Source organism: Chamaesiphon sp. VAR_48_metabat_403, from assembly GCF_031422475.1.
GTDB lineage: Bacteria > Cyanobacteriota > Cyanobacteriia > Cyanobacteriales > Chamaesiphonaceae > Chamaesiphon.
Window position 1 is genome coordinate 1 of sequence record NZ_JANPLS010000233.1, and the last position, 3,649, is coordinate 3,649.

Genomic DNA, 3,649 nt, shown 5'->3' on the forward strand with positions numbered 1-3,649 from the left:
AATGCCTGCTAGCAGCACCATCGGCAAGCCATTACAGGTCGCCATATCGACAACTTTGGTATCGCCCGCCAAAATCGCCGCGCAAGCTTCAGGAATCGTGGTCGGTAGATCGAGGGCATTGGCAAAGGCGTTGGCAGTACCGCGCGAAATTATCCCCAGGGGGATATTGGTATTCATCAACGCCGCCGCCACAGCGGAGAGGGTACCATCGCCCCCAGCCGCAATAATCGCCTCGGCACCGCGATCTATCGCCGCTGTTGCCAAATCTCCAGGTTTGGATTCAGCCGTGGTGATGACCACATCTAGGTCGATTTCGGAGTCGAGTAGAGATGAGATCGCCTCCAGGTCTACATCAGGATTACCTTGTCCGGCAACTGGGTTGAAAATCAAGCTGACTTTACGTTTCATCAGGTTGCTCCTCCTCTGGTTCGTTGGCAAAGCCTATTCTCGGAACGAGACGCTACGCGAACGGAACGAAAATCGCCGATTACCGAGTCGCTGAACCGATCGCCATGACTCTTCTCGTCCCAGAATTTAGCTCAGATCGATCCAAATTGCTTTGGTGTGGGTGTAATCCTCCATCACCTCTTTGCCATTTTCGCGCCCAAAACCAGATGATTTGTAGCCTCCAAACGGCACAGAAGCGTCGAAAATGTTGTAGCAGTTAATCCAGCACGTTCCAGCTTGCATCGCATTCGCCACTCGCATGGCTTTTTTAATGTCGCGAGTGTGAACCCCAGAGGCGAGTCCAAAGTCTGTGCTGTTCGCAATGCGGATCGCTTCTGCCTCGGTGTCGAACGGAATTACGGTAAGTACCGGGCCAAAGATCTCTTCTTGAGCAATTCGCATCTCATTGGTGGCATTCGTGAAAATTGTGGGCTGGAAGTAGTATCCTTTACCATTGCTACCGTCAGGATAGAATCGCTCACCGCCAGATCGTAATGTTGCGCCATCCTGCTGACCAATCTTTACGTACTGCATCACTTTCTCCAGTTGTCTGGCATCGGCGAGTGGCCCGAATAGCACCTGTGGATCGAGAGGATTGCCCAGCTCGATCTGGCTCACATAGTTAACCAGCCCATCGACAACCGCATCATGAATCGATCGCTCTACCAACAACCTCGATCCGGCAGTACAAATCCCACCCTGGTTGTAGAAAATACCAAAGAAGGCGTTAGCGATCGCGCTGTCCATATCGGCATCGGCAAACACAATATTGGCAGATTTACCGCCCAATTCCATTGTGGTTTTCTTCAGCGTATCGGCACTATTGCGAATGATGTTCATTCCTACTTCAGTTGAGCCTGTAAAGCTGATTTTGTTAATTGCCGGATGTTTGACCAATTGGTCTCCAACTTTAGCACCCGAACCTGTAACCAGATTGTAGACTCCAGCAGGCAATCCAGCTTCCTCAAAGATTTCTGCAAGTTTAATCGCAGACAGAGGTGTGTTACTTGCAGGCTTATGAATCACGGTATTCCCGGCAGCGAGGGCAGGCGCGATCTTGGTTGCTGCCAAGACCGATGGCAAATTAAACGGTGTGATGGCAGCGACAACTCCTAACGGTTCCCGCACGATCGTCACATGCTTTGGCGTGTAGTCTGGTGGCGGTGCAACCAAACGCGTCACACCATCGATTTCTGGAGCCATCCCCGCATAGTAGCGAAACAAATCCGCTACTGCGTGGGCATCGATCGCCTTGGCAAAGTAAATTGCCTTACCCATGTCGAGCGTTTCGCACAATGCGAGATCGTCGGCATAGTATTCGCTCAGTTCGGAAACACGATTCAGAATTTTCTGCCGCTCGTGTCCCGTCATTTTTGGCCAAGGTCCCTCATCAAAGGCACGACGGGCAGCAACGATCGCGTCTTCGACATCTTGTTCGGATGCTTCGGGGATGTCGGCGATCGCAGTTTCAGTAATCGGGCTAATCGTCGGGCGAGTTTTACCATCAGATGCCGATCGCCATTGTCCATTAATATAAAGTTTGGCTTGTTTTATTGGCGGTTTAGGAAGTGCGATCGTTGAATTTAAAGTTGCAGTCATAGCGATTTCTCCATCAAGTCAGTTTTTTTGCTATGTCTTCAGTTTGCAAGATTCATCCAAATTTGACCACGCAAGATCCCCCAGTTAAGCTTTAATTTGAATAGATCGTCTCAATACTAGATCCATAAAGGATCGAGGCTAAATCAACGGATCTAATCTGTTTAGGATCGCAAATCGCTCTACTGCCGAGCCAAATTACTTCTTGAATATTCATGCCACTTCTAGCCACTATTTTGCTCTAAAAATTAACTTGCGTCTTAACTGGGGGATCTTGCGTGGTCTAAATCGAATCAAAGTTACACAATGGAGATAACTGATTAACATCTAGGTAAACCACCGTCAGTTCTCACGCGAAACTTATCGATCGATATTGAGGTACTTTTCAATGAAATTTAATCGATTACTATTAGGAATTTTCTCTCTTGCTACTTTAACGGCTTCATCAATGGTGATGCCACCTATTACTTCTGCCGCACCTAAGATATGTAGTTGTGCAATCAGTCAAGCTCGCCCCGAACGAGGTCAGAAAAGTCGGTCTAGTGGCAATTTTTCGACTCAAGGTTGTGCACGTAGCCTAATATGGAATTCTCCAAAAGGTGTTAGTTTTACCGTGGTGAAAGACGTATCTGCTGGAAAAGATCGTGTCGAGATTTCAAATGTCAAACACGGTTTACAGACTCAAAACCCGAATCAAGAAAAGTTGTATATTGCGAATCCACGTGGTGCTCTAGTGCCCTTTCGGGTATGTGCTATCGACTTGTCTTAGTAAGCGATCGGTATTTTCTGTAAGTAAATAAAGTTTGATTTCGATTACCTGACGGTACGCTGGCGCGAACGAGGGGAAGGTGCAAAGATCGTTCGATCCTACTTGTGTCCTTGAATAGCTCGATTCTCTCGCGGGGAGATAGCTCTCCGCCAACGGGGGAGAAGATCGTTCTGACTAGCTAGGGAACCGATTTGAAAGAGGAAATTCGATCGTTAAACGGTCCCAAGTTTCTGATAGACTGTTTAGGTCCCATCTGCAAAGAGCGACCCTGGAAGTTTTTCCCTTCATAAAACCGCCACTTTTGACCGTTAATTACAGCAATAGATGAGGCTTTATTATCAAATCCAAACTGACTGAGATCTGGAACTGAGACGCTACGGTTAAACGTCGTCCCCTGAAGATTGGAGTCAGTCCAGAGCGTCACAGCTCCCTGTGGTTGAGACTTTTGAGCGGATACATTGGCGATAATTAGCATACTCCCAGTAATTGAAGTTACTGATAAAAGTGCTAATGCAGCCAGTTTTTTGTTAAATTGCAACATGCGGTTATCTATCCTAAAGTTTTTAGAGATCGATTAGTAATAGCCTGACTTGTATTTGGAGACTTTGTTTGCCCAAGCCCTGTAGCTAGTTGTTTTCATTATGCAACTTTTACTCGATTTAGACCACGCAAGATCCCCCAGTTAAGCTTTAATTTGAATAGATCGTCTCAACACTCGACCCACAAAGGATCGAGGCTAAATCAACGAATCTAATCTGTTTAGGATCGCAAATCGATCTACTGCCGAGCCAAATTACTTCTTGAATATTCATGCCACTTCTAGCCACTATCTTGATA

4 protein-coding genes are annotated in these 3,649 nt (G+C 47.0%); 1 reads left to right on the forward strand and 3 read right to left on the reverse strand.

The features are described from left to right. A partial coding sequence (locus tag RMO79_RS10915) for a diacylglycerol kinase family protein (RefSeq protein ID WP_310483179.1) occupies positions 1-408 on the reverse strand: 408 nt, incomplete at its 3' end. Positions 409-534: 126 nt separating this feature from the next. Then, positions 535-2,046, reverse strand: a complete 1,512-nt coding sequence (locus tag RMO79_RS10920; protein ID WP_310483180.1) for an aldehyde dehydrogenase family protein — start codon at positions 2,044-2,046, stop codon at positions 535-537. Positions 2,047-2,431: 385 nt separating this feature from the next. Here RMO79_RS10920 and RMO79_RS10925 point away from each other — a divergent pair, with 385 nt between their 5' ends. Further along, positions 2,432-2,812: a DeoR family transcriptional regulator gene (locus RMO79_RS10925; RefSeq protein ID WP_310483181.1), complete on the forward strand. Its 381-nt coding sequence runs from the start codon at positions 2,432-2,434 to the stop codon at positions 2,810-2,812. 178 nt (positions 2,813-2,990) lie between these two features. On the opposite strand, the gene RMO79_RS10930 is transcribed toward RMO79_RS10925, so the two are convergent. Then, a complete protein-coding gene (locus tag RMO79_RS10930) occupies positions 2,991-3,353 on the reverse strand; it encodes a beta/gamma crystallin-related protein (RefSeq protein ID WP_310483182.1) in 363 nt (120 codons plus the stop codon). Positions 3,354-3,649: the final 296 nt, after the last annotated feature.